Here is a 4,781-nt window from a genome sequence, read left to right on the forward strand (position 1 = left end):
GGTCACGCGGCCGTCCTTGCCGGAGCCGGCCACGTCGGTGGCGGCCAGGCCCTTCTCGGCCAGGATCTTGGCGGCGGCGGGCATGGCCACGTCACCCTTGCTGCCGCCGGTGGCGGCGGCCGGGGCAGCAGCAGGAGTCGCAGCGGCCGGGGCAGGAGCACCAGCAGCCGGGGCGGCGCCGCTGGCCTTGCCTTCGGTGTCGATCTTCGCGATCAGCTGTTCGCTGGCCACGGTGGTGCCGTCGGCCACCACATGCTCGGCCATCACGCCGGAGGCCGGCGCCGGCACTTCCAGCACGACCTTGTCGGTTTCGATCTCGACCAGGGTCTCGTCCATGGAGACGGCCTCGCCGGGCTTCTTCTTCCAGGTCAGCAGCGTGCCTTCGGACACGGACTCGGAAAACTGGGGAACTTTGACGTCAACGATTGCCATGATGCTTGTCTTTTGGTGTGCGTAAGCAGGCCCCGCGCGCTGGCTATGTCACAGCGCGCGGGGCAGTCCTTTACTTCGTCAGGATGAAGCCCTTGAGCTTGCCGAAGGCCTGCTCCAGCAGGGCCTTCTGCTGTTCCTGGTGCAGATGCGCGTAACCCACGGCCGGCGAGGCGCTGGCCGGGCGGCCGGCGTAGCCGAGCTTCTGGCCTTCGGCCATGTTCTCGTGGATGTAGTGCTGCACGAAGAACCAGGCGCCCTGGTTCTGGGGCTCGTCCTGGCACCAGACGATGTCGGTCGCGTTCGGGTACTTCTTGATCTCGGCGGCGAAGGCCTTGTGCGGGAACGGATAGAGCTGCTCCGCGCGCAGGATCGCCACGTCCTTCTTCTCGCCGCGAGCCTTGACCAGGTCGTAGTAGACCTTGCCGGAGCAGACGACGATGCGCTTGACCTTGGCGTTATCGATCGTGTCGTCGCGCTCGCCGATGATGGTCTTGAACTCGCCCTTGGTGAACTCGCTCATCGGCGAGGTCGCGTCCTTGTTACGGAGCAGCGACTTGGGCGTCATGATGATCAGCGGCTTGCGGAACATGCGCAGCTGCTGGCGGCGCAGCAGGTGGAAGATCTGCGAGGCCGAGGTCGGCTGCACCACCTGCATGTTGTTGTCCGCGGCCAGCTGCATGAAGCGCTCCAGGCGGGCCGAGCTGTGCTCGGGGCCCTGGCCTTCGTAGCCGTGCGGCAGCATCAGCGTCAGGCCGTTGGAGCGGCCCCACTTCACTTCGCCGGAGGCGATGAACTGGTCGATCACGACCTGCGCGCCGTTGACGAAGTCGCCGAACTGGGCTTCCCAGATCGTCAGCGTGACCGGGTCGGCCGAGGCGTAGCCGTACTCGAAGCCGAGCACCGCCTCTTCGGACAGGATCGAGTCGATCACGACGAACGGGGCCTGGCCTTCCGCGACGTTCTGCAGCGGGATGTAGATGCCCTCGTCGAACTTCTCGCGGTTCTGGTCGTGCAGCACCGCGTGGCGGTGCGTGAAGGTGCCACGGCCGCTGTCTTCACCGGACAGGCGCACCGGATAGCCGGACGCGACCAGCGAGGCGAAGGCCAGGTGCTCGCCCATGCCCCAGTCCACGTTGATCTCGCCACGGCCCATCGCGGCGCGGTCGGCGATGACCTTCTCCACCAGCGTGTGGGCCTTGAAGTTGGCCGGCAGCGTGGTGATCTTCTCGGCCAGGCGCTTGAACTCGGCCACCGGCAGCGCGGTGTCGCAGCTGTCGGTCCACTTCTTGCCCAGGTACGGCGACCAGTCGGTGGCGTACTTGCTCTTGAAGTTGGTCAGCACCGGGTCGATCGTGTGGCGGCCTTCGTCCATCGCGGCGCGGAAGTTCTTGACGAACTCGTCCGGGCCCTCGGCCGCCAGCACGCCCTGGGCGACCAGGCGCTCGCCGTACAGCTTGCGGGTGCCCGGGTGCTTGGCGATGCTCTTGTACATCAGCGGCTGGGTCAGCGCCGGCGTGTCCTGCTCGTTGTGGCCCAGCTTGCGGAAGCAGACGATGTCGACGACCACGTCCTTCTTGAACTGCTGGCGGTATTCCAGCGCCAGCTGGGTGCACAGCACCACGGCTTCCGGATCGTCGCCGTTGACGTGCAGCACCGGCGCCTCGACCATCTTGACGACGTCCGAGCAGTACAGCGTCGAGCGCATGTCGCGCGGGTCGCTGGTGGTGAAGCCGATCTGGTTGTTGATGACGATGTGGACCGTGCCGCCGGTGAAGTAGCCGCGGGTCTGGGCCAGCGCCAGCGTTTCCATCACGACGCCCTGGCCGGCGAAGGCCGCGTCGCCGTGCACCAGCACGGGCAGCACCTGCTGGCCTTCGTTGTCGCCGCGGCGGTCCATGCGGGCCTTGACCGAGCCTTCGACGACCGGGTTGACGATCTCGAGGTGGGACGGGTTGAAGGCCAGCGACAGGTGGACCGGGCCGCCAGGCGTGGACACGTCGCTGGAGAAGCCCTGGTGGTACTTGACGTCGCCCGAGGGCAGGTCCTCCGGCGCCTTGTGCTCGAACTCGGCGAACAGGTCGCCCGGCATCTTGCCCAGCGTGTTCACCAGCACGTTCAGGCGGCCGCGGTGGGCCATGCCGATGACGATTTCCTGCACGCCGATGGCGCCGGCGCCCTGCACCAGCGCGTCCATCGAGACGATGAAGCTCTCGCCGCCTTCCAGCGAGAAGCGCTTCTGGCCGACGTACTTGGTGTGCAGGTAGCGCTCGAGGCCTTCGGCGGCCGTCAGGCGGTCGAGGATGTGCTTCTTCTGCTCGACGGTCGGGGTGGCCTTGGAGCGCACGGTCTCCAGCTTTTCCTGCCACCAGCGCTTCTCGACCTGGTCGGTGATGTGCATGTACTCGGCGCCGACGCTGCCGCAGTACGTTTCACGCAGGGCCTGCACGATCTCGCGCAGGGTCATGCTCTCGGCCTTGCTGAAGTAGGTGTTCGTGGCGCTGAACGAGATGTCCATGTCGGACTCGCTCAGGTCGTAGAACGCCGGTTCCAGCTCGGGGATCTTGGGGCGCTCCACGCGCTTGAGCGGGTCCAGGTCGGCCCAGCGCGAGCCGACGTTGCGGTACGCGGCGATCAGCGACTGGACATGGACCTGCTTGCGGGCCACCGACAGTTCGCCGCTGGACACCTTGTTGCCGAAGGCATTGGCCTTGGCGCGCTGGGCGAAGGATTCGATGACGGGCGCGTGGGCCACGTCGCGGTTCTCGGAACCGTCGGTCGCGGGGACGTGCTGCAGCGCGTCGAAGTAGGCGCGCCAGTTGTCGGGCACGGAGCCCGGGTTGTCGAGGTAGGCCTCGTACATCTCTTCGACGTAGGGCGCATTGCCTCCGAACAGGTACGAGTTGGACCTGTATTGCTGCATCATTTCGCTCACCTCTCACCCCGGTTTCCAGGGCATTGGCTGGTTGGATAAACCTTCCGCGGCACGGCTCGACCGCTTGGCGGATTGCGACCCACCTCGGCTGCCGACTGCACACGGGCAACCAAAGGGACGGGAAGGACCAAAGAAAACGGGGCGACTGTAGCACTACTCGCTAACCCTAGGAACAAGCGGGTACAGCGGGCTAGACTGCCACCCATCGTCGCCGAGAAGTTTTCATCGGCACGCCACTGCCGTCCGGCACCATTCCCGGCTTTTCACGCCGCTGCCCCTTCATGAACACCCTTCTCGAACGTTTCCGCCTCGCGCCACGCCTGGCGCTGGGCTTCGGCCTCGTGCTGATCCTGATGTCGCTGACCGTCCTGCTGGGCATGTGGCGCCTCGCACAGCTGCGCGACATCGCCGACGAACTGGGCGGCGCCTCCGCCGAGCGGGCGCTGCTCGCCCGCGAGCTGCATGCCATCGTCGTGATCAGCGCCGAGCGGGCCGAGACCCTGCTGGTCACCGACAACCCCGACTACGCCAAGCACATCAACGAGGTCCGCAAGGCCACCTCCGACCGTTCGGCCGAAGTGCGCAAGCGCCTGGAAGCCCTGTCCGACACCGAGCAGGGCAGCGCGCTGTACAAGAAGATCGACGTCGCCGGCGAGGCCTTCCGCGTGGCGCGCAACGCGCTGGTCAAGCAGCGCGAGGGCGGCAAGCCGGTCTCGGACGACGATGCCCGCAATGTGCTGCGCCCTGCCGCCTCGGCCTACGCCAAGGCGGTGGACGACTATGCCGAGTACGAGCGGGACGACGTGCTGGCTTCGCGCGACGCCGCCATCGCCAGCGCCGAGGCCGGCCGCAATCTGCTGGTCACCGGCATCGTGCTGGGCCTGGGTCTGAGCATGCTGATGGCCTGGCTGATCTCGCGCTCGATCGTCGCGCCGCTGGAGGCCGCCTCGGCCCTGGCCGGCCGCGTCGCGGAGGGCGACCTGACCGGCGAGCCGCCGCGCCTGAACGGTCGCGACGAGGTGCAGGCCCTGGTCGGCGACTTGAGCGGCATGCAGGACAAGCTCGCCGGCCTGGTGCAAAACATCCAGCAGATCAGCGACAGCGTGGCCACCGCCAGCAGCCAGATCGCCACCGGCAACACCGACCTCAGCCAGCGCACCGAGGAGACGGCCAGCAGCCTGCAGCAGACCGCCAGCGCGATGGAACAGCTGACCACCGCCGTGCGCCACAGCGCCGACTCGGCCCGCCATGCCAACGAGCTGGCCGCAGGCGCCTGCGACGTGGCCACCCGCGGCGGCGCGGTCGTCGGCCAGGTCGTCAGCACGATGGGCGAGATCAGCGCCAGCTCGCACAAGATCGCCGACATCATCGGCACCATCGACGGCATCGCCTTCCAGACCAATATCCTGGCGCTGAA

Annotated in this window: 3 protein-coding genes; 1 reads left to right on the forward strand and 2 read right to left on the reverse strand. The window is 67.2% G+C overall.

Annotation, left to right across the window (positions count from 1 at the left end; all coding sequences use genetic code 11):
• Both B0W88_RS29790 and B0W88_RS29795 read right to left on the reverse strand, forming a co-directional pair.
• On the reverse strand, nucleotides 1–432 hold a 432-nt coding region (locus B0W88_RS29790), incomplete at its 3' end, for a biotin/lipoyl-containing protein (protein ID WP_198937977.1).
• 70 nt (nucleotides 433–502) lie between these two features.
• A complete protein-coding gene (locus tag B0W88_RS29795; protein ID WP_077038145.1) occupies nucleotides 503–3,355 on the reverse strand; it encodes a 2-oxoglutarate dehydrogenase E1 component in 2,853 nt (950 codons plus the stop codon).
• A gap of 290 nt (nucleotides 3,356–3,645) precedes the next feature.
• Here B0W88_RS29795 and B0W88_RS29800 point away from each other — a divergent pair.
• Nucleotides 3,646–4,781, forward strand: a 1,136-nt coding sequence (locus B0W88_RS29800) for a methyl-accepting chemotaxis protein (protein WP_077038146.1), incomplete at its 3' end; no start/stop codon positions are given.

The sequence above is a fragment of the Pelomonas sp. KK5 genome (genome assembly GCF_001984095.1).
In the GTDB taxonomy this organism is placed as follows: Bacteria; Pseudomonadota; Gammaproteobacteria; order Burkholderiales; family Burkholderiaceae_C; genus KK5.